The sequence below is a fragment of the Bacillus cereus group sp. Bc031 genome, from assembly GCF_027716265.1.
GTDB lineage: Bacteria > Bacillota > Bacilli > Bacillales > Bacillaceae_G > Bacillus_A > Bacillus_A paranthracis.
The window spans coordinates 26,053-46,112 of sequence record NZ_JAQFUL010000001.1 but is presented as its reverse complement, the minus strand read 5'-3'; the positions used below and the strand labels follow the sequence as shown (position 1 = coordinate 46,112).

The following is a 20,060-nucleotide window of genomic DNA, read 5'->3' as shown; positions in this document are numbered from 1 at the left end:
CATTTAAAAGGGCTTTACTTATCGTATATGCTTACTCGATCTTGTTGATCTGTCTCTTGCAAATCAACTTCGATACGCTCTTCACTTGATGTTGGAATGTTCTTTCCTACATAATCAGCGCGAATTGGTAGTTCACGATGACCTCTATCAACAAGAACCGCCAGTTGGATTTGTGATGGTCTACCTAAATCCATCAGAGCATCCATTGCTGCTCGAACTGTTCTGCCTGTATATAATACATCATCTACAAGGATAACTTTTTTCTTCGTAATATCTACAGGGATATCAGAACCTTTTACAAGTGGTTCTTTATTTTTCGATTGTAGCGTTAAATCATCACGATATAACGTAATGTCTAGCTCTCCAACCTCTATTTCTTTTCCTTCAATTTGACCAATTCGTTCTGCCAAACGTTGTGCAATAAAAATTCCACGAGTTTTAATTCCGACAAGAACACAATTATCGACACCTTTATTTCGTTCCACGATTTCATGACTAATTCGTGTTAAAGCGCGGCGAATCATTTGGTCATCTAAAACGACAGCTTTCTCTTGCATGCTCTACACCTCCAAGCTTTTTTCTTGCGTGAGAGTAATGGTATAAAAAAAGTCCTCTCAGCGTGTGCGAGAGGACTTTTGAAAAAGGGTACAGCATACCCTATGCATTTCAAACCGTTACCTTCTCAACCTCACGGGGCTGTGTTAAAGGATCATTATTTAACTGTTGTCAGTATCTCAGTTTTCTTATGATTTGTCAATACTATTTTCGCAAAATATTTAATGCGTCTTCAAACACTTTTGGAATCGGTGCCTCAAACTGAATATATTCACCAGTACGAGGATGATCAAAGCCTAAAATACCTGCATGAAGTGCTTGTCCGTTCATATCTAATGTTTTCTTTGGTCCATACTTTGGATCTCCTGCAAGTGGATAACCAATATATTTCATATGAACACGAATTTGATGTGTACGCCCTGTTTCTAAGCGACATTCTACAAGTGTGAAATCTTTGAATCGCTCTAACACTTGGAAATGCGTAACAGCATGCTTACCATTTTCATCAACCGTCATACTTTGGCGTTCTTTCTTATCACGAGCAATCGGAGCATCAATCGTTCCCTTATCGTGCGGAATAACACCATGTACAATCGCTTTGTAACGTCTCGTTACTGTTTTTGCTACAAGTTGATTTACAAGTGATTCGTGTGCCATATCATTTTTAGCAACCATTAATAGACCAGACGTATCTTTATCAATACGATGTACGATACCCGGACGCATCACACCATTAATGCCTGATAAGTCTGTACAATGGTGCATAAGGCCGTTCACAAGTGTACCACTTGTATGACCTGGTGCTGGATGCACAACCATACCACGCGGCTTATTAACAACAAGTACATCTGCATCTTCATAATAAATTTCTAAATTCATATCTTCTGGCTGAATATCTAACTCTTCTGGCTCAGGAATCGTCACTGTAATTTCATCATTTTCTCTAACTTTATAATTCCCTTTTACAGCTTTTCCATTAACTGTAACAACGTCATCTTTAATCCATTGTTGTACTTGTGTACGTGACCATTCATTATTTATTCCTGCAACGAATTTATCAATTCGCTCATTTTTTTGTTCTTCTGCAACTGTTACTTGTACTACTTCACTCATTCAATTACTCCTTCGTTTTCTTGCCTTCTAATAATGTTTGAATAATAATTAATACAACACCAATACATAATGCTGAATCAGCGATATTGAATACTGGATAGTTGTACGAGAAAATATACACGTGAATGAAATCCACTACTTCTTGTCTAAATACACGATCAATAAAATTACCAATTGCTCCGCCTAAAATTAGACCTAATGAAATTCCTAGAAGCTTGTCTGTTTTTGCATATTTTTTCATATAAAATACGATAAATGCTACAAAAACGACTGTAATAATGTAGAAAAACCACATTTTATTTTCTAAAATACCCCAAGCAGCTCCTCTATTTCGATGTGATGTTATGTATAATACATTATCGATAATCGGAATACTCGTACCCAATTCCATGTTCTTTACAATTAGCCATTTCGATATTTGATCGATGGCAATGACAAATAACGCTATTACATAATATATCATTTTCATTTCCCCCACAAAGACAGTGTACCTCAAAATTTTAGCATAGCTGCAACCTTTTCACAATGAACCTTTATAGAAGAATAAAATAAATTAAAAAAAGGTAATATAATATCGTTGTGCACATTCATACATTTACTTTTTCATAGAAAAATTCATGAATGGTACGTGCAGTCGGCATCGTTTTCATTTGTTTTACCGACATTACTCTCCCTGTGTCTTCACAAATACCATACATATCTATTTCCATTTTAAATAATGCACGTTCTACATCTTTTAAATCCTCTTTTATATCATGTAATAAAAGTTTTTTCTTTATCTCTTCCTTAATTTCATACCCAAGCTCTTCGCTAAACTCTGTATTATATTTGTACATAACCTCTTTAGCTAGCCTCTCTTGTAACTCTTTTCGCATCAATTGCAATTCTTCTTTGATTTCCATATACATTTCATTCACGTGTACATTCCTCCCAGTTGCAATGTACGATTAGTGTGTCCGAAATTTATATGCTTACCTCTCACACATTTTTCCTTCATAGGAAAGAGAGTGAAAGTTATTTCAATATACTGTTAACCAAAAAAATGACTGCACTTTACGTGCAGTCACCCCTTATTATTTTACATAATTTTCTTTAACAACCGTTGCACAACGCTCACATAATGTTTCATGTTCAGCATCTTTACCAATTGTTTCTGAAACTACCCAACAACGTTCACATGTTTCACCAGTTGCTTGAACAACAACAACCGCTGTATGTTCATACTTCGGTGCATCTGCTGGCGCTTCTTCCATCATGCCACCAAGTTTGTACTCAGAAACGATGAATAATTGCTTTAAGTCTTCGTTAATAGACTCTAACATAGCTTTCATTTCTGCAGTTGGATATAGCGTAATGCTTGCATTTAATGACTTACCGATTACCTTTTCATTACGAGCTACTTCTAACGCTTTTAATACGTCATCACGCAATGTCATAAATGCATCCCATTTTGTTTTTAATACTTCTGCACCATCTAATTGTACAGCTTCTGGCATATCAGTTAATTGTACACTTTCTTCTGTTACACCTGGAATGTATGGCCATACTTCATCAGCTGTATGCGGTAAGATTGGTGTTACAAGTTTCGTCAATGCAACAAGAACATCATATAATACAGTTTGAATTGCACGACGATCTTCATGGTTCGCACCTTCAATGTATAAAATGTCTTTTGCAAAGTCTAAGTAGAATGAACTTAAATCAATTGTACAGAAGTTATGAATTGCATGATATACAGCAGCGAAGTCGTATGTCTCATATGCTTCTTTTACTTTTGTAATTAAGTCATTTAATTTCACTAACATGTAACGATCTACTTCACGAAGTTCAGCTATAGCTACTGTATTTTCACTTGGCTTAAAGTCGTCTAAGTTTCCTAATAAGAAACGGAATGTGTTACGGATTTTACGATACACTTCTGCTACTTGTTTTAAAATATCATCCGAAATACGTACATCAGATTGATAGTCAACAGAAGATACCCATAATCGTAAAATATCTCCGCCTAATTGATCCATAATTTTCTTCGGTACGACGATGTTTCCAATCGACTTACTCATTTTACGTCCTTCACCATCTAATACGAAACCGTGGCTTAGTACGCCTTTATATGGCGCTTTTCCTGTTACAGCAACTGCTGTCGATAATGAAGAGTTAAACCAACCACGATATTGGTCAGATCCTTCTAAATATAAATCTGCTGGACGTTGTAAGTCATCGCGCTCTTCTAATACTGCTTGGTGAGAAGAACCTGAGTCGAACCATACATCCATGATGTCTGTTTCTTTACGGAATTCACCATTTGGGCTACCTGGATGTGTAAATCCTTCTGGTAATAGATCTTTCGCTTCACGCTCAAACCATACGTTAGAACCGTGTTCACGGAATAAATCAGCTACATGGTTAATTGTTTCATCCGTAATGATTGGATCACCATTCTCAGCATAGAATACAGGTATTGGCACACCCCATGCACGTTGACGAGAAATACACCAGTCACCACGGTCACGAACCATGTTATGAAGACGAGTTTCGCCCCATGCTGGTACCCATTTTGTTTCCGCAACAGCTTCTAATAACTCTTTACGGAATGCTTCAATAGATGCAAACCACTGTGCTGTCGCACGGAAAATAATAGGTTTTTTCGTTCTCCAATCATGTGGATATGAATGCGTAATGAATGTTAGCTTCAATAATGCGCCTACTTCTTCTAATTTTTCTGTAATTGGCTTGTTAGCTTTATCATAGAATAAGCCTTCAAATCCAGGTGCTTCCTCTGTTAATACACCTTTATCATCAACTGGACAAAGTACTTCTAAGCCATACTTTTTACCAACAATAAAGTCATCTTCCCCGTGTCCTGGTGCTGTATGAACACAACCTGTACCTGCATCTGTTGTTACGTGATCTCCTAGCATAACTAATGAATCACGATCGTAGAATGGATGCTTTGCAACTGTATACTCAAGCTCGCTACCTTTTACTGTTTTCACAACTTCAGCGTTTTCCCACTCTAACGTTTTTGCAACTGTCTCAAATAGTTCAGAAGCAATAATATATTTTTCATCATTTACTTTTACAATAGCGTATTCAAGTTCTGGGTGAACAGAAATACCTAAGTTTGCAGGCAACGTCCAAGGCGTTGTTGTCCAGATAATGTATTTCTCATCACCTTCTAATACGTTCTTTCCATCTTTTACAGGAAATGCTACGTAAATAGATGCAGATTTTTTATCTTGGTATTCAATTTCAGCTTCTGCTAAAGCTGATTCACTCGTTGGTGACCAATAAACTGGCTTTTGCCCTTTATAGATATAACCTTTTTTCGCCATATCACCAAACACTTTAATTTGTTGTGCTTCATATGCTGGCTCTAAAGTAATGTATGGGTTATCCCAATCAGCACGTACACCTAAACGCTTAAATTGCTCACGCTGACGTTCTACTTGTTCATATGCATACTCTGCACATAACTTACGGAACTCAGCAACTGTCATTTCTTTACGCTTCACACCTTTATTTGTTAAAGCTTGTTCAATTGGTAAACCGTGTGTATCCCAACCTGGGACATATGGTGCACAAAAACCAGTCATTGATTTATAACGAACGATAAAGTCTTTTAATACTTTATTTAATGCATGTCCCATATGAATGTCACCATTCGCATATGGAGGTCCATCATGCAGTACAAATAAAGGACGACCTTTCGTATGTTCTTGTACCTTTTCATAAATATTCATTTCCGCCCACTTTTCTTGCATTGCAGGCTCACGTTTTGGTAAATTCCCACGCATCGGGAACTCTGTTTTTGGCATTAGTAATGTATTTTTGTACTCCATGCTCAATTCCTCCTTACATGTATAAAAGAAAGACCTAAAAAACGGAATAAAAAAGAGACTTTCTCATCCCAAAAAGGGACGAGAAAGTCTCCCGCGGTACCACCCTAGTAGATTCTATACGTATGTATACAATCCTCTTTATATTCTTAACGCGAATATACGCCTACGCTTACTCTATTTGTTCAGCGCGGAACTCCAGGGTGATATTCCCATTATCTCCTTATCCTGAGCTTACACCATCCTCAGTTCGCTATATAAGGTATGAAAAAGGTATTTATCCCTATCTTCGTTTTTCTTAATAAATATGTTGTTTAAAATTATATGTAATAATGAGAAAAACGTCAAGCTTACACTGTTTCTTCTTTTTTCAACAGCTCGTCTACTTCGTCTTCTAACTCAATTAGTTTATCCCAATCATCGTTGTTTAACATTTCAAGCTGTGTTTCTAATAACATACGGAAACGAGTGCGGAATACTTTCGCTTGTTTCTTTAGCTCTTCAATATCAAAAGCAACTTTTCTTGATTTTACTAAAGCTTCGTTAATAATACGGTCTGCATTCTTTTCAGCTTCACGTACAATTAATTTCGCTTCTTTTTGGGCATTACGTTTTACTTCTTCCGCTGCTTCTTGTGCAACAACGATAGATTTGTTTAACGTATCTTCAATATTAGAGAAATGATCTAACTTCCCTTCTAATTGCGCAACTTGTTCTTCTAAAGCTTTTTTCTCACGAATGACTAATTCATAATCTTTGATAATTTGATCAAGAAACTCATTTACTTGATCCTCATCATAGCCACGGAATCCGCGACCAAATTCTTTGTTATGAATATCTAATGGTGTTAACGGCACAACGCCACCTCCAAGTAGTTATCTAAATTTCCTCTTTCAATTATATCTTTTCTTCGACAAAATAGGAGGATTTCCTTCTAAAAAACCAATCATTTTAGTATACCATACAAAATTCTCCATTTGTCGCGCTTTGTTCTACCTTCTACAGAAAACAATTTACTGCGTCCATATCCTCTCACTGAAAAAACATCTCCTGGATAACATTCATAAGAGGTTTGCTCCACTGTTTTCCAATTCACTTTTACTAAACCATTTTTTATGAAAGGTTGTACTTTTTGCCTAGATATATGTAACATTTCAGCTAACATAACATCTAAACGAAGTGAAGAAACCGTTCCGGATTTCTCCCCCCACGTTTCTTGTATCTGTAGAATTTTTTCCCCTTGCACTGGTGATAAGGAGACTTTCACTTTTCCTATAGATTGTAAGTTCATCTCAATATAAGATACAACTTCTTTCGCGACTACAATTTGGGCACGATCTTCTTGAAGCAAAATATCACCACATTTTTCTCTCGTTAAACCGAGAGACATAAATGTACCTAATATTTGCCTATGCTCTAGCGTATAAAACTTGGAAGGATAGTCAATTTCCAATACTTCTACTTGAAATTCCTCTTCATTTATTACTAGATAGTCCGGATAAATGAGTGCTCTTTTGCGCTCTGCTTGAGACGTTGCACCATCAAATTGTACAGTAACATCCCCTTGGCCTATTACCATAGTAACAATTTGTTGTTGCCTTGGATCAAGGAAATCTGTTAATTTCACTTGATGGTACTCCGCTGCTCGCTTCCACTCTAACACTTTATCCACAAAGACCACTTCATCAGGTCTAAAATGCTCGTAGATGCTCATACATATAACCTCTTACTATAAGAAATAGCCGAATAAACTTATTAAACCATTTGTCGCAAGTCTTAAAGCAAAGATCGCAACGAGTGGCGAAATATCAATCATACCAAGCGGCGGAATAAATCTGCGAAATGGTTCTAAATATGGTTCACAAATACGCGCAAGAAACTCTCCGAAAGTTGATTCCTTTGCACCTGGGAACCATGATAGGAGAATGTAAATAATAAGTGCCCACGAGTAAATCTCGATAGCATAAACTAAAAGTCTTAAAACGGTTTCCATGGCGTATTACCACCTCTTTATATTTGTGTCTTCTTCTTCACCGAATAACTCTGAAATTGCACCAACAATATCTACATTTTCAGGCGTACACATAAATGTTTTCGGTCCTATTTTTTGAATGTCCCCGCCTATAGCGTATACAGTACCACTTAAAAAGTCAACGATACGTACAGCTTGATCCGTAGACATTCGTTGTAAATTAATTACAACAGCTCGTCTACCTTTTAAATGGTCCGCAATTCCTTGCGCTTCCGAATATGTGCGTGGTTCTAATAAAACAACTTTTGAGGATTGCTTCGCTGTTTCAATGCTCACAACATTTTGTTTCGTTTGCGCTTTTGGAAACGTAACATCTTGTTGTTCTGGCGGATCTTGCTGCTTCTTCATGTCCGTTTGCTCCTTTTCATAACTATATTGAGCTGCTTCTTTTTCTTCAGGTGTATCAAAAAAGAAGTATTTTACTTTTGACCAACTCATAATAAGATTCTCCTTCCTTTTACGCTTTTCCTACTAAAATCGTCCCCAAACGAATGTATGTAGCACCTTCTTCAATTGCAATCGTGTAATCATTAGACATTCCCATTGATAATTCTTTACATGGTGCATGTAATAATTCTAACTCCTGCACCTCTGTTTGTAGCATACGTAATGTCTTAAAACAGCGTCTAATTTCTTCCTCTTCTTCTGTAAACGGAGCCATTGTCATTAGTCCAACCACTTCAATCTTATCCAATTCTTGCAAACTTTGAATAAAAGAAACGGTTTCTTCTATTGCCAATCCTTGCTTTGATTCTTCAGATGATGTTTTCACTTGAATAAAACATTTCACTTTCTTATCCGCACGTTTTTGAATTTCTTTTGCAAGTGAAAGACGATCTAATGAATGTAAATAATCGATTTCATTAATGATTTCTTTTACTTTTCTCGTTTGTAATGATCCAATAAAATGCCAATTCACTTTTGAACCGAAATGTTCATACTTCTGTAAGAAACCTTCATTTCTATTTTCACCTAAATCGATAATTCCTGCTTCAATTACTTCGTTTGTTTTTTCAATTCCTACCGTTTTTGTAACTGCAACGAGTTTAATATCTTGCAAAGAACGTCCCGCTCGCGCGCAAGATTGTTTAATTGCTTCGTTTACAGTTGTTAAATTTGTTTGTACTGTCACTTGCTTTCATCCTCCTTAAAACCTATGAAACTCAACATTCTCCCTGTCTTACCTTGATCACGACGGTGAGAGAAAAACAGTTGTTCTTCACAGCTTGTACAAAGAGATGACATTACAATATTCTCTTCTTTTATGCCTGCTTGTACACATAATATACGATTAATTTCTTTTAAATCAATTGCGTACTGTCCGTCAGAAACTTTTTTATAAGGAACAGAACCGTTTACTACTTGCTCTGCTGCTGTTAACACTCGATCATCAACAACATAACAACAAGATCCAATTGCTGGTCCAATCGCAACATGAATTTCATCACTCGAAATCCCTTCTGCATTCCATTTTTGAATCATTTCTTTTGCAATCTCTTTTACAGTCCCTTTCCATCCAGCATGCGCAAGTCCTATCATACCATGTGATGGTGCATAAAAATAGAGTGGAACACAATCAGCATAACAAGATGTTAAAAGAACATCATTATTAGTCGTATAAATGCCATCTGTTTTTGAAATGCCGTCTTCATATGAATAAACGCCACTTCCTTTTTCCTGTTGTCCTACTTTTTCAACATGATGATCATGAACTTGTTCAGAGCAAATCCAGTTTTCTAATGGTTTTTGTAACTTATTTGCTAAAATGCGTCTATTTTCATGAACGTTCTCGGCAATATCATTCACATGTAATCCTAAATTCATTGCATGAAAGGAGCCCGTACTTACCCCACCATCTTTTGTCGTAAATCCAGCAGTAATGTTTCCAAGTTCTTTCCACGCTTCTAAATACAGTATACCGTCCACATATTTAAATGGTTCTCTCATAACAGCGGCTCCTTTTAATTAAAATAACATAAAAAAGCATGGTACTTCCTGTCTATTTTACCATACTTTTATTTTTTCATAATCCTAACAGAAAAAAAAGAGGAATTTGTAATATTCTTTATGAAATTGTCGGTGTTTGTATTGATTCTGTTACAGAATTAACAGGATTTACTCTAACAAGTATGACATCTTCCCCAATTTTCACAATTTCTTTCCAAGGAATTACAATTTCTACGTCTTTCCCAAAAATCCCAAACATACGTGCCTGTTTAGAAATAATAATAGAATCGATCTTCCCTGTGTTCATATCAATTTCAATATCACCAATATTACCCAGCCTTTTTCCGTCTGAAACATTTATTATATCTTTCATCTGCAATTCCGAAATTTGTATCACTTTCATCCTCTCCCTTATATATGACGAATCGAAAAAACATTGTTTCTCAAATGAACAGGAAGCAACCTCTTACCAACTTCATATTATTTTCATTATATGAACACAGCTACCCTACTATGAGCGCAAACAAACTATATGACATATAAAAAGGTTTCACCATAAATGGTGAAACCTTATCCTTGAATTGTCTTATTCATTTGTTTAATAGCTGATTTCTCTAAACGTGACACTTGTGCTTGAGAAATCCCAATTTCTTCTGCAACTTCCATTTGTGTTTTCCCTTGGAAGAAACGTTTGCGAATAATCATTTTCTCACGATCATTTAAACGCTTCATTCCTTCTTTTAGTGCTAGCTCTTCAACCCACTGCTCGTCCTTTTGTTTTTCATCACTTAACTGATCCATAACAAAGATAGGATCTCCCCCATCGTTATAAATCGGCTCAAATAATGAAACTGGATCTTGAATTGCATCTAAAGCAAAAACGATTTCTTCATGAGTCACTTCAAGCACTTTTGCAATATCCATTGCTGTTGGTTCTTTTGAATTTTCTGCAATCAACTTTCCTCTTACTTGTAACGCTTTATACGCAATATCTCGTAATGAACGAGATACGCGAATCGGATTGTTATCACGCAAATATCTGCGTATTTCCCCAATAATCATCGGCACAGCATACGTTGAAAATTTTACATTTTGGCCTAAATCAAAATTATCAATGGATTTCATAAGTCCGATGCAACCAACTTGAAATAAATCGTCAACATATTCTCCTCTGTTATTAAATCTTTGGATGACGCTCAGTACAAGACGTAAGTTTCCATTCACTAATTTCTCTCTTGCGCTTATCTCTCCACTTTGCATTTCACGAAATAATTTACGCATTTCATCATTTTTTAGTACGGGAAGTTTAGCTGTATCAACACCGCAAATTTCTACTTTGTTTCTCGTCAAAGTGTTCCCTCCTATCGGGAGTTGCTGTACAGTGTAAAGTATTTCCTTTGAAGGAGATTTTATGCATGCGGTTTTCTCTTCATTTTTCATTTTCGTTGTCCTTCCTCATACAACGAAAGAGAATAAGACCAGCCTACATAACGGCTGGTCTTATTCTTTACACCATTTTATTAAATTCTTTTCGTAATCTTTTTATGATTCTTTTTTCTAAACGCGAAATGTATGACTGTGAAATCCCAAGCATATCCGCTACATCTTTTTGCGTCTTTTCCTCTCCTCCAGCAAGCCCAAACCGAAGTTCCATAATTTGTTTTTCACGATCATTTAATTGATGTAATGCTTTCATTAGAAGATGACGATCAACCGTAGCTTCTAAATCTTTTGTAATAATATCATCGTCTGTCCCTAATACATCTGATAATAAAAGTTCATTCCCGTCCCAATCGATGTTAAGCGGTTCATCAAAAGAAACTTCTGAACGATTTTTATTATTCCGGCGCAAATGCATTAAAATTTCATTTTCTATACAACGTGATGCATATGTTGCTAATTTTATTTTCTTTTCTGGATTAAATGTATTTACCGCTTTAATAAGCCCAATTGTTCCAATGCTAATTAAATCTTCAATATTTATCCCTGTATTTTCAAACTTTCTTGCTATATATACAACTAGCCGTAAATTGCGTTCAATCAGTAACGACCTTGCTGCCTGATCTCCTTTTGGCAATTTATTCAAAAGAACTTCCTCTTCTTCTTTCGTTAACGGTGGTGGTAACGCTTCACTTCCACCAATGTAATAAATTTCATCGGTCTTAATTCCTAATTTCAACAATACTTTATACCAAAGGTATACTAAATAAAATTTTAATTTCATCATATTATCCCGCCTCCCATTATTAAGCAATTACCATTTTTTGCGAAATTAACATTTTCGGATGCACAATACATTGATACTCTCCATTGGTTGACAACTGTTGTGTATTTAATCCAATCAATACTTTATTGACGACAATAGAACTACCTTCATGATAAATTTGTACACTTTCTGGCTTAATTGCCCATAAAAATTGATTCTCTACTCCTACTGCTCGGAAAGGAATTAAGCGTAATTTTGCCGCCCACCCAGAATCATTTTCTGGTATTTGAGGAATCTGTGTTTTGGAATAAATTTGTTCTGTTAACCAAGCTGGTAAACAATGTTCTAACGATGAAATATGCATAATCATAACAGGTGTTTTCGTTAATGGGTCGTAAAGTTGATTCCCACTATCAATTAAACCTGCGAGTTCTAGTTCCTCTTCAGCTAATTGAATTTTCAATTTCACAATTTGATCATAGTGTATTTTTGTAACCTCTACGCTTTCAATACGCTTTTTAGAAAAATAATAAATGACTGGAAAACCAAAAATAACGAACAACCAACTAATTGGGTCACCATAAGAAATTGATTGAGATTGAACCAACCCATTTACCATTTCATTCGTTTGCAAAAAGAAATGAGTGCCCATTAATCCTCCGCCAACCATAAAGGTTACAAAGTAAAAAGTAAAAACAGTTTGTGCATAATTTCTAAATGTTGTAAACCCAAATGCTGTATACACAATAAGTAACGAGTACAGTAGTTTCATAATCGGATGTGTCATCATAGAAGCAAAAGGAGTAAAGGCAAAAATAACAATGGTTGAACCTATCAATGCCCCTAACACAAGCCTCCATCTTTTGATCTTCTTTTTTAACACGGTAGCCGTTAATAAAAGTAAAAGAAAATCAATGCAGGCGTTTAACAACCAAACAACGTCGGCGTAAACAACCAAACAATTCACCTCTTTTTTTAAGTTGAGACTAGTATAATGCATATCCAATAGGAAAGTGTGTCAATTTGCGGAGGTGTTTTTTTGTTATTTTGTGCTTTCTAGACATAATCTGTCGGTAAAAAATAAAAGTATATGTTTCATAGAATGCTATATACTTTTTACTTACATATAAAGTGAAACTTTAATCACCACGCACCAATCATGTTATCCGGCAAATAGCGGAATAGATTAAAATATATAAAATAAAAAAAGACCTGCTTAGGCAGATCTTTTCCCCGTATAAAACAAAAAAGGAGCATAAATGCTCCTTTCCTTTTATCGTCTACGACGATTACGTAAGAATGCTGGAATATCGATATCATCTGAATCTGAATGACGCTCATGTACAACTGGCTCTTCACGCTTCATTTCACGTTTTACTTCACGTTGTTTTGGTGATTGAGCTACTGGCTGTTGCTGTTGTTGCGTGTGATTCACATTCGGACGGATAATTGGTTTTGGTGGTTGAGTTGCAATTGTATCATCAAAACCAGTTGCAATTACAGTTACAACGATATCATCTTTTAATCCTTCATTAATAACCGAACCGAAGATCATATTTACTTCTGGATCTGAAGCTGAAGCTACAATATCTGCCGCTTCTTGTACTTCATATAAGCTTAAGTTAGCTCCACCAGTAATATTCATGATAACACCTTGAGCTCCATCAATAGATGTTTCTAATAATGGACTAGAAATCGCTTTTTTCGCAGCTTCAGCAGCACGATTTTCTCCATTACCAGAACCAATACCCATTAAAGCAGAACCTCTATTAGACATAATTGTTTTTACGTCTGCGAAGTCTAAGTTAATTAAACCTGGTGTTGCAATTAAATCAGAAATACCTTGAACACCTTGACGTAATACGTTATCCGCTTCACGGAATGCCTCTAACATTGGCGTGTTTTTATCAACAATCTCTAATAAGCGATCGTTTGGAATTACAATAAGTGTATCTACATTTTCTTTAAATGCTGCAATACCAGATGCCGCTTGTGTTGCACGCTTACGTCCTTCAAATGTAAATGGACGTGTTACAACACCAACTGTTAATGCACCTAATTCTTTTGCCACTTGAGCAACAACTGGCGCTGCACCAGTTCCAGTTCCGCCGCCCATACCAGCAGTTACGAATACCATATCAGCACCACGAAGTGCTTCTTGGATCTGTTCTTTACTTTCTTCTGCAGCTTTTTTCCCTACTTCAGGGTTTGCACCTGCACCAAGTCCACGTGTTAATTTTCCACCAATTTGCATTTTTGTTTCAGCTTTTGATAGATTTAATGCTTGTGCATCAGTATTCACAGCGATAAAGTCTACACCTTGTACACCGTGTTCAATCATACGGTTTACAGCATTGTTTCCGCCACCGCCGACACCGATAACTTTTATATTCGCTAATTGATCTTGAGTAGTATCAAACTCTAACATGTCGAAATCCCCCTAGAACCTCATTTTTCGTGTCCAATTTTAATCCCATAAATAACGGAATACACGTTTTACTTTTGACATCATACGGTCATCATTTTGATTATTATTGTTTTGATTACGCGTTTTTTGTTTCGCAGGTTGCTGTTGTACCGACGCTGGAGCTTGTGCTGGTACTGGTTCAAAATGCTCTTGCTTTTCCTGTACATTTTTCCCACGTAATTTAGCTTTTTGATAAGAATGTTTAATTAATCCTACTCCACTTGTATATTGTGGCTCACGCACGCCAATATAATCAGGAGTTGCTATACGAACATTTTCATGTAAAATATCATATGCAAGATCAAGAACCCCTGGCATAGAAGCAATTCCACCAGTTAGTACATAACCAGAAGCTACTTGCTTTACCCCTAACTTACGCACTTCATCTTGAACAAACATTAAAATTTCCTCTACACGAGCCTCTATTATATCCGATAATTCCAACTGAGAATATTGTTCTGTTTGATCGCTTCCCATAATAGGAACCGTAAACATCTCTTCTTCAGACGCTGTATCATAAAAAGCATGTCCATATTTCAACTTAATTTGATCTGCATTTTCTGTTGAAGTTTTCAACCCAATCGCAATATCTTTCGTTATATGGTCTCCACCTAATGGTAATACGCTCGTCGCTTGTAACTCTCCATCTTTAAAAATAGATAAAGTTGTAGATCCTCCCCCCATATCAACAAGGGCTACTCCTCTATTTTTTTCATCTGAAGATATAGCAACTGTTGCAGCCGCTAAAGGTTGAAGACAAATATCAACAATTTCAAGACCTGCTTTTTCTACACAACGAAGTAGGTTATGTAGTAAAGTTCTCGAGCCTGTAATAAGTGTACCTTCCATTTCTAATCTTACACCGATCATCCCGCGCGGATCGTTAATCTCGTCAAGACCGTCTACAATGAACTGTCGAGGTACCACATCAATAAACTCACGTTCTGGAGCAATTGACACAACTTGTGCTGCATCTAGAACGCGTAAGACATCTTCATTCCCGATTTCACGATCTTCATTTGAAACAGCGACTACTCCGTGACAAGGAAGTAGTTGTACCTGGTTTGCATTGACACCTACTACAACTTGCTCAATGTGGATTCCCACCATGCGCTCAGCTTGTTCAATTGCTTTTTTAATTGATCGAACAGTCTCGTCTATATCAACTATCGATCCCTTCTTTAAACCATTTGATTTTACATTTCCAACACCAATAATGTTTAAGCTGTCATTAACCATTTCACCAATGATGACTTTAACATTGGATGTACCGATGTCAAGACTAACATATATTTCATTGCTGTTCATTCTTTGGCACCTCCTTCTTTATTTATACCATACAACTCAATATATGGAACAACAATCGCAACTTTACTATTTATAAGAAAAATATTCAACGTCTTTATACGTTTCCCTTTTTTAACCCTATATTTTTCTTATTTTTATTTAACATTCATTTAAGAATATCGCAGTAAACTGTGAATAACTGCTTATCTTGAAATAATTCCATTTCAAGTGTAAAGATTACCGCCAAGTATAAGTCTACACTAAGATGTACTCATAGAAAAGTGAAACTTGTACCAATCCTAGTATGAATCTAAGAATTTTTACATCTTTTTCATCAAATGAACCATTCTTGTAAATTCAGGCACATCCAATAGAACGTTCGTTTCGTTTTTTCTACAATAACGTAGCGAACACTATCTTTCTATTCTTTTTTTTCTTCCGCCCCTAATTCTTTCGTATATGCCCCTACTTCTAAGTCAATTAATACCTTTTTACCCGGCTCAATTGTTTTTAAGATAAGTGGATAAGCTTCCATACGTTTTGCGAAATTTTGAATCGTAGTGCTCACTTCATACCCTTCATTCATATATAAAGTAAGGTGGTCTTCATTCGCATTCGTCGGTGAATAACGAATTTCAGAAATAGACCTTAAAATAGTTGGGGTTAATTTTTCAAGCTCAGCAATTAACTCCTTCATTTTTTCCTCTTTAAAAGGTTCAAAAATTGGCGCTGCAACAGGAAGTTTTCCGTTCGGGAGTACATCAAGTGTTTTCCCATTCTCTAATAACGGTTGTAATTTCCCTTCTTTGTTTATATAACCAATCGTTAAATATTCTTCAATATGAACGTCAATTTTATTTGGAAAACGTTTCTTTACATTTACTGCTTTAATTTCTTTTCGTTTCGTTAAATTTTCTTCAGCTTTATGTGCTGTCACCCGGAAATAACTTGTATCATACGTCACACCTGATTCCTTCATCACTTGTTCATCTGTCATATAATGATTTCCAAACACACTTATCTTTTTTATATTGCTAAGCGGAGACCGAAAATAAATTAAAAAGAGAACTAATAGAAATAAAATTGATATGTATAAAATCAACCGATGATTAACATGTTTCTTCTTTTTTTTCTGTTGATTTTTTAACTTTGGTACACGATCCTGTAGTTTAATTACTTTACTATTTTTCATGTACGATCCCCCTACGTAACATAAAGAACGGCATGTTCCTCATGCCGTTCTTATCTTCTTATTATAACATAAATGATAATGAGCGGAACGAATAACCGTTATCTTCCAATGATTTCTACTTCTGTATGCATTTCTACGCCAAATCCATCCTTAATTGTTTGTTTTATTAATGCAATTAAAGATAAGACATCTTGCGCGCTAGCTCCCCCAGTATTAATAATAAAATTCCCATGCATTTCAGAAATTTGAGCTCCACCTATTTGATAACCACGAAGCCCCGCCTTTTCTATTAAATCTCCTGCAAAGTATGGAGTTGGATTCCGAAACACACTTCCTGCGCACGGATGATTCCATGGCTGTGTTTCACGACGGTAATCTTTATTCTTTTGCATAACACTTACAATTCTCTCACGCTCACCTATTTGTAATTGAAACTCAGCCTCCAAAACAATACCAGGACGTTTCGTTTGCAATACAGATGTACGATAGGAAAACTCCATTTCTCCATGCGTTAACCAGTCAATTGTTCCGTCTTCAAACAAAATAAGAGCTTTTGATAATATGTTTGATATATCCGAATTATGTGCTCCTGCATTCATATACACTGCACCGCCAACACTTCCTGGAATACCACTTGCGAACTCCAGACCGGCTAACCCTTGCCGACTAAGTAAAGTTGATAATTTAATTAGGGGATACCCACCACCAACTCTTACTCTATGTTTTTCGACTTCTAAGTGGTCTAATCCTTCTCCTAAACGAATAACGACACCTTCTATACCTAGATCAGATACAAGAAGGTTCGAACCGCGACCAATTACAGTCCACTTTGTTTTATATTTCTTTACTAACTGCAACGTTTTTTCAATACCGGCAACATGCTTTGGCACAATTAAAATATCAGCTGGTCCACCTATTTTCATAGTTGTATAACGTGCTAACGGTTCATCCACTAACACGCGACCAACATTTGCTTCTATAAGCTCATTTACTAATTGCTCCATAAACAATCTCCCCCATACTAAGCATCCTTATTACAGTAGTATGCAGGGCGTTCACCTAACGTTATTTTTTTACAAGCTTATTCATTACTTCATACAACTGATTTGCTGCATCTGGAATACCTAATTGCCCAGCAGCAAGCTTCATATTTTGTAATGTTTGTGCATCTAATAAAATCTCGTCAATATCACGAATAAGTGTTTCAGCTGTTAAATCTTTTTCAAGCAACATTTTTGCTGCTCCTTTATCGACAACAGAACGTGCATTTTTTTCCTGATGGTTATTTGTTACATAAGGACTCGGAATTAACACACTTGGCTTACCTAACGCTGTTAATTCTGCAAGTGTTGTTGCTCCAGCTCTTGAGACAACAAGGTCTACACCTGTAAGTACTTCTGGCATATTATGAATGAAAGGTTTAATAATAACATTATTCGGGTTCCCTTTTTGCTTCACTGCATCCATCACTTTGTCGTAATGAACTTCACCTGTTACATACAATATTTCGTAACTTTTATTTCCAAACTGTTCAATTGCCTCTACGAAAGCATCGTTAATTGGTCTAGCCCCACGGCTGCCACCAAAAATAAGCACGGATTTTTTAGGAAGAGATAAACCTACTGAACGTTTTCCTTTCATTCCATTTTGATCCATTACTTCTGACGCTCGTGGGTTTCCTGTCATGACCACTTTTGACTGCGGAAAATGTTCTGCAGCCGCTTCAAAACAAACTGCAACTTTATCAACATAGCGGCTTAAAAATTTATTCGTTACACCAGGTACACTATTTTGTTCATGTACAATAGTTGGAATACCTAATTTTGCCGCAGCATATACAACAGGTCCACATACATATCCACCTGTTCCAATCACAATATCTGGATTGAAACGACGAATATATCGTTTACTATCTTGTACACCTTTTAGAAAACGCATCACCGTTTTCACGTTGTCTAACGATATTTTACGCTTAAATCCACTTATAACAATAGATTGAAACGGTATACCTGCTTTGGGCACGATTGTGCTCTCTAATCCATTCTCCGTACCAATATATAAAAACCTTGCTTCCGGATTTAATTTTTTTATTTCTCTTATTAAAGCAAGAGCCGGATAAATATGACCTCCAGTGCCCCCACCACTTACTAATACACGCACTACTAACTCCTCCGCTTCTCTTTTTCTTATTACAGTCGTATTTATTTCTATATACATATTGTTTCTTCGTACACATACGAAAAACCCTGTCTTATAAAACAGGGTTTAGTAGCGAGAATGGCGACTTATATTTAATAATACACCTACTGCCATTAACATTAATGTCAAACTTGATCCACCATAACTTAAAAACGGCAAAGTAATACCCGTAACAGGCATCAATCCTGTTACAACACCAACATTAATCATTACTTGAATCGCAATCATCGCCACAATACCTACTGCTAAAAACGTACCATATAAATCTGGCGCTCCTAAAGCTATACGAATCCCACGCCATAATAATAGACTAAATAATAATAACACAAATGAACCACCAATAAAACCTAATTCCTCGGATAAGATTGCAAATATAAAGTCTGTTTGCGGTTCAGGTAAATAAAGAAACTTTTGTCTACTTTGTCCAAGTCCAAGCCCGAATAATCCACCTGGTCCAATTGCGAGTAACGATTGAATAATTTGAAATCCACTTCCAAGCGGATCTGACCACGGGTCTAAATATGATGTAATACGTTTCATCCGATACGGTGCTGATGCAATTAGCCCTACAAATCCTGCTACACCAAGCAAACCAAACATTGCAAAGTGAAAGACTCTTGCTCCTGAGATAAATATCATAATGATACATGTCCCAACCATTACCGTCCCTGTACCAAGGTCGGGCTGTAACATAATCATTCCGAAAGCAAGAAATACAAAACCTAAAGCTGGTAGTAAACCACGTTTAAAAGAGGTAATTAATTTTTGTCGTTCCGCTAAAAATTTCGCTAAGAAAATAATCATCGCAAACTTCATAAATTCGGACGGTTGAATGGAAAATGCCCCGATTCCAATCCAACTTCGCGCTCCTCCTCGAACAAGACCTACTCCAGGAATAAGAACGAGAATAAGAAGAATGAAGCAAACTAGCAAAATTACTTTTGAATACGTACGCCACACCCAATAATCAATTTTCATAATAAAAAACATAGCCACTACACCAAGACCTGCGAATAGCAATTGCCTTTTTGCAAAAAAGAATGAGTCCCCCATTTTATAAGAGGCCCAAACCGCACTCGCACTATAAACCATAATCATTCCGATTGTTAACAACGCAAGTGTAACGATGATGAGAATAAAATCAGGCGTTTTCTTCATTACCCATAAACACCACCTCTTTAGGCAGAAACTTTTGCCCTATGTAACAAAACATCAGTAGGTGTTAG

Annotated in this window: 21 protein-coding genes and 1 other annotated feature; all 21 genes read right to left on the bottom strand. The window is 36.3% G+C overall.

Annotated elements, in window-relative coordinates; genetic code table 11:
• Positions 1–14 precede the first annotated feature (14 nt).
• Complete coding sequence (gene pyrR, locus PDQ33_RS00245) at positions 15–557, bottom strand: bifunctional pyrimidine operon transcriptional regulator/uracil phosphoribosyltransferase (protein WP_001156487.1); 543 nt, start codon at positions 555–557, stop codon at positions 15–17.
• 202 nt (positions 558–759) lie between these two features.
• On the bottom strand, positions 760–1,668 hold the full coding sequence (locus PDQ33_RS00240; protein ID WP_000005840.1) for an RluA family pseudouridine synthase: 909 nt from the start codon (positions 1,666–1,668) through the stop codon (positions 760–762).
• 4 nt (positions 1,669–1,672) lie between these two features.
• Positions 1,673–2,131, bottom strand: coding sequence for a lipoprotein signal peptidase LspA (gene lspA / locus PDQ33_RS00235; protein ID WP_000642177.1), 459 nt, complete (start codon positions 2,129–2,131; stop codon positions 1,673–1,675).
• A 124-nt stretch (positions 2,132–2,255) separates the two neighbouring features.
• Positions 2,256–2,585: a molecular chaperone DnaK gene (locus PDQ33_RS00230; protein ID WP_001004664.1), complete on the bottom strand. Its 330-nt coding sequence runs from the start codon at positions 2,583–2,585 to the stop codon at positions 2,256–2,258.
• 156 nt (positions 2,586–2,741) lie between these two features.
• Positions 2,742–5,507, bottom strand: coding sequence for an isoleucine--tRNA ligase (gene ileS2, locus PDQ33_RS00225; protein WP_270392347.1), 2,766 nt, complete (start codon positions 5,505–5,507; stop codon positions 2,742–2,744).
• 71 nt (positions 5,508–5,578) lie between these two features.
• Positions 5,579–5,803: a binding site (T-box leader), on the bottom strand.
• A 51-nt stretch (positions 5,804–5,854) separates the two neighbouring features.
• Entirely contained in the window at positions 5,855–6,361 is a 507-nt protein-coding gene (gene divIVA, locus PDQ33_RS00220; protein WP_001131612.1) for a septum site-determining protein DivIVA, read from the bottom strand.
• Between the two features lie 89 nt (positions 6,362–6,450).
• Positions 6,451–7,218 (bottom strand): YlmH family RNA-binding protein, encoded by a 768-nt coding sequence (locus PDQ33_RS00215; protein ID WP_061131590.1) that lies wholly within the window; start codon positions 7,216–7,218, stop codon positions 6,451–6,453.
• A 15-nt stretch (positions 7,219–7,233) separates the two neighbouring features.
• Entirely contained in the window at positions 7,234–7,497 is a 264-nt protein-coding gene (locus PDQ33_RS00210) for a YggT family protein (RefSeq protein ID WP_000450920.1), read from the bottom strand.
• 6 nt (positions 7,498–7,503) lie between these two features.
• A complete protein-coding gene (locus PDQ33_RS00205; protein WP_000119138.1) occupies positions 7,504–7,974 on the bottom strand; it encodes a cell division protein SepF in 471 nt (156 codons plus the stop codon).
• A 19-nt stretch (positions 7,975–7,993) separates the two neighbouring features.
• Positions 7,994–8,668, bottom strand: coding sequence for a YggS family pyridoxal phosphate-dependent enzyme (locus PDQ33_RS00200; RefSeq protein ID WP_000218169.1), 675 nt, complete (start codon positions 8,666–8,668; stop codon positions 7,994–7,996).
• Positions 8,665–9,483: a peptidoglycan editing factor PgeF gene (pgeF, locus tag PDQ33_RS00195; RefSeq protein ID WP_001209002.1), complete on the bottom strand. Its 819-nt coding sequence runs from the start codon at positions 9,481–9,483 to the stop codon at positions 8,665–8,667. The genes PDQ33_RS00200 and pgeF overlap by 4 nt, the downstream gene beginning before the upstream one ends.
• A gap of 118 nt (positions 9,484–9,601) precedes the next feature.
• On the bottom strand, positions 9,602–9,886 hold the full coding sequence (locus tag PDQ33_RS00190) for a YlmC/YmxH family sporulation protein (protein ID WP_001998116.1): 285 nt from the start codon (positions 9,884–9,886) through the stop codon (positions 9,602–9,604).
• Positions 9,887–10,053: 167 nt separating this feature from the next.
• Positions 10,054–10,833: an RNA polymerase sporulation sigma factor SigG gene (sigG, locus tag PDQ33_RS00185; RefSeq protein ID WP_270392351.1), complete on the bottom strand. Its 780-nt coding sequence runs from the start codon at positions 10,831–10,833 to the stop codon at positions 10,054–10,056.
• A 157-nt stretch (positions 10,834–10,990) separates the two neighbouring features.
• Positions 10,991–11,710 carry an RNA polymerase sporulation sigma factor SigE gene (gene sigE, locus PDQ33_RS00180; protein WP_000976948.1) on the bottom strand — a complete coding sequence of 240 codons (720 nt, stop codon included), beginning with the start codon at positions 11,708–11,710 and terminating at the stop codon, positions 10,991–10,993.
• 19 nt (positions 11,711–11,729) lie between these two features.
• On the bottom strand, positions 11,730–12,647 hold the full coding sequence (spoIIGA, locus tag PDQ33_RS00175) for a sigma-E processing peptidase SpoIIGA (protein ID WP_061131589.1): 918 nt from the start codon (positions 12,645–12,647) through the stop codon (positions 11,730–11,732).
• Between the two features lie 315 nt (positions 12,648–12,962).
• Positions 12,963–14,117, bottom strand: a complete 1,155-nt coding sequence (ftsZ, locus tag PDQ33_RS00170; RefSeq protein WP_061131588.1) for a cell division protein FtsZ — start codon at positions 14,115–14,117, stop codon at positions 12,963–12,965.
• 39 nt (positions 14,118–14,156) lie between these two features.
• Positions 14,157–15,464 (bottom strand): cell division protein FtsA, encoded by a 1,308-nt coding sequence (gene ftsA, locus PDQ33_RS00165; RefSeq protein WP_270754438.1) that lies wholly within the window; start codon positions 15,462–15,464, stop codon positions 14,157–14,159.
• 400 nt (positions 15,465–15,864) lie between these two features.
• On the bottom strand, positions 15,865–16,635 hold the full coding sequence (gene divIB, locus PDQ33_RS00160) for a cell division protein DivIB (RefSeq protein WP_061131587.1): 771 nt from the start codon (positions 16,633–16,635) through the stop codon (positions 15,865–15,867).
• A 98-nt stretch (positions 16,636–16,733) separates the two neighbouring features.
• Positions 16,734–17,639 carry a UDP-N-acetylmuramate dehydrogenase gene (gene murB, locus PDQ33_RS00155; protein WP_000437042.1) on the bottom strand — a complete coding sequence of 302 codons (906 nt, stop codon included), beginning with the start codon at positions 17,637–17,639 and terminating at the stop codon, positions 16,734–16,736.
• A 61-nt stretch (positions 17,640–17,700) separates the two neighbouring features.
• Positions 17,701–18,795 carry an undecaprenyldiphospho-muramoylpentapeptide beta-N-acetylglucosaminyltransferase gene (murG, locus tag PDQ33_RS00150; protein WP_061131729.1) on the bottom strand — a complete coding sequence of 365 codons (1,095 nt, stop codon included), beginning with the start codon at positions 18,793–18,795 and terminating at the stop codon, positions 17,701–17,703.
• Positions 18,796–18,900: 105 nt separating this feature from the next.
• A complete protein-coding gene (spoVE, locus tag PDQ33_RS00145; protein WP_000753510.1) occupies positions 18,901–19,992 on the bottom strand; it encodes a stage V sporulation protein E in 1,092 nt (363 codons plus the stop codon).
• Positions 19,993–20,060: the final 68 nt, after the last annotated feature.

Coding starts and splice junctions, on each gene's coding strand:
- pyrR (WP_001156487.1), bottom strand. CDS start 557: ATGCAAGAGAAAGCTGTCGTTTTAGATGACCAAATGATTCGCCGCGCT.
- PDQ33_RS00240 (WP_000005840.1), bottom strand. CDS start 1,668: ATGAGTGAAGTAGTACAAGTAACAGTTGCAGAAGAACAAAAAAATGAG.
- lspA (WP_000642177.1), bottom strand. CDS start 2,131: ATGATATATTATGTAATAGCGTTATTTGTCATTGCCATCGATCAAATA.
- ileS2 (WP_270392347.1), bottom strand. CDS start 5,507: ATGGAGTACAAAAATACATTACTAATGCCAAAAACAGAGTTCCCGATG.
- PDQ33_RS00215 (WP_061131590.1), bottom strand. CDS start 7,218: ATGAGCATCTACGAGCATTTTAGACCTGATGAAGTGGTCTTTGTGGAT.
- PDQ33_RS00210 (WP_000450920.1), bottom strand. CDS start 7,497: ATGGAAACCGTTTTAAGACTTTTAGTTTATGCTATCGAGATTTACTCG.
- PDQ33_RS00205 (WP_000119138.1), bottom strand. CDS start 7,974: ATGAGTTGGTCAAAAGTAAAATACTTCTTTTTTGATACACCTGAAGAA.
- pgeF (WP_001209002.1), bottom strand. CDS start 9,483: ATGAGAGAACCATTTAAATATGTGGACGGTATACTGTATTTAGAAGCG.
- PDQ33_RS00190 (WP_001998116.1), bottom strand. CDS start 9,886: ATGAAAGTGATACAAATTTCGGAATTGCAGATGAAAGATATAATAAAT.
- sigE (WP_000976948.1), bottom strand. CDS start 11,710: ATGATGAAATTAAAATTTTATTTAGTATACCTTTGGTATAAAGTATTG.
- ftsZ (WP_061131588.1), bottom strand. CDS start 14,117: ATGTTAGAGTTTGATACTACTCAAGATCAATTAGCGAATATAAAAGTT.
- ftsA (WP_270754438.1), bottom strand. CDS start 15,464: ATGAACAGCAATGAAATATATGTTAGTCTTGACATCGGTACATCCAAT.
- divIB (WP_061131587.1), bottom strand. CDS start 16,635: ATGAAAAATAGTAAAGTAATTAAACTACAGGATCGTGTACCAAAGTTA.
- murB (WP_000437042.1), bottom strand. CDS start 17,639: ATGGAGCAATTAGTAAATGAGCTTATAGAAGCAAATGTTGGTCGCGTG.
- spoVE (WP_000753510.1), bottom strand. CDS start 19,992: ATGAAGAAAACGCCTGATTTTATTCTCATCATCGTTACACTTGCGTTG.